The 1,011-nt window shown below is 44.6% G+C and carries 1 protein-coding gene; it reads left to right on the top strand.

Annotation, left to right across the window (positions count from 1 at the left end; all coding sequences use genetic code 11):
• Nucleotides 1-621 (top strand): ankyrin repeat domain-containing protein (locus tag ACSBQV_RS24215; protein ID WP_434991574.1); only part of this gene is annotated, 621 nt, incomplete at its 5' end.
• Between the last annotated feature and the right edge of the window lie 390 nt (nt 622-1,011).

The raw sequence follows: 1,011 nt of genomic DNA, 5'->3' as shown, positions 1-1,011 counted from the left end.
GACGAAGTGAAACTGAATGAGAAGCTTCCTTCAATAAGCAAGGAAGAACTGAATCGACCAGTGAAAGCAGACATGACCCTGCTGTTTTGGTCGGTGCTAAACGCAATCTATGATAAAAACACGCCGGAAAGGCTGAAAATAATAACCGATCTGGTAAAAGCTGGCGCAGATCCGTTGCAACCCAGACCGGAGGGGGGAAGCAGCCCGGCGGAATTTGTCATGAAAGCCGACAAGGGGATTTGGGTCAAAGCCATGCTCGACGGCGGTTTACCGCCAAACGCAAAAGATAAGGTATTCAATGAGCCCATTGTATTCCAAACAATCAAAGCCAAAAACCCTGAAACATTAAAGGTGATGCTGGATTATGGCGCGGATATAAACATCAGAGACTCCTTGCAACAAACCTTATTAATGGATGCTTTTTTTAGCTCAGCCTTTGAGCATATGACCTTACTGCTCAATCGGGGGGCGAATCCTAACCCGGTAAATATAAACAATCTTTCGCTGTTAACAGCAGTGAATCGGCAAATAAAAGACAGCCAAGATGGCTCAGAATACAATGTACAGTGTAAGAAAATACTCGAGCTCATGCTTTTGAAAGGAGCAAAGGAAACGCAGTAATTTCATCAACGCAGATCTGACAGCTGCCGGTTATTTATACTGAAGCTGTCAGGTTACATCTGGTTTTCGATAAACACGCTATAGACCACGCAATCAAACGGATTGAAGACCAGACAGACGAGGATGTCACCATTCTCAGGGGGAGAATATGAGCAAATTGATAATAGCAATAGCGCTACTGTCTACTGTTCTCATAGTGCAAGGATGCAACAAAAGCATGGAATATGAGCCACAGGATTTTTTTGAAGGCCGGCAACTGGACATCGCACAGCTGATTTATGATGGCGACGAAGTGAAACTGAATGAGAAGCTTCCTTCAATAAGCAAGGAAGAACTGAATCGACCAGTGAAAGCAGACATGACCCTGCTGTTTTGGTCGGTGCTAAACGC

Source organism: Serratia sp. B501, from assembly GCF_051172315.1.
GTDB classification, from domain to species: domain Bacteria; phylum Pseudomonadota; class Gammaproteobacteria; order Enterobacterales; family Enterobacteriaceae; genus Serratia; species Serratia ureilytica.
Note: the sequence above shows the minus strand (reverse complement) of the source record. Positions and strands in the feature narration are given on the sequence as shown.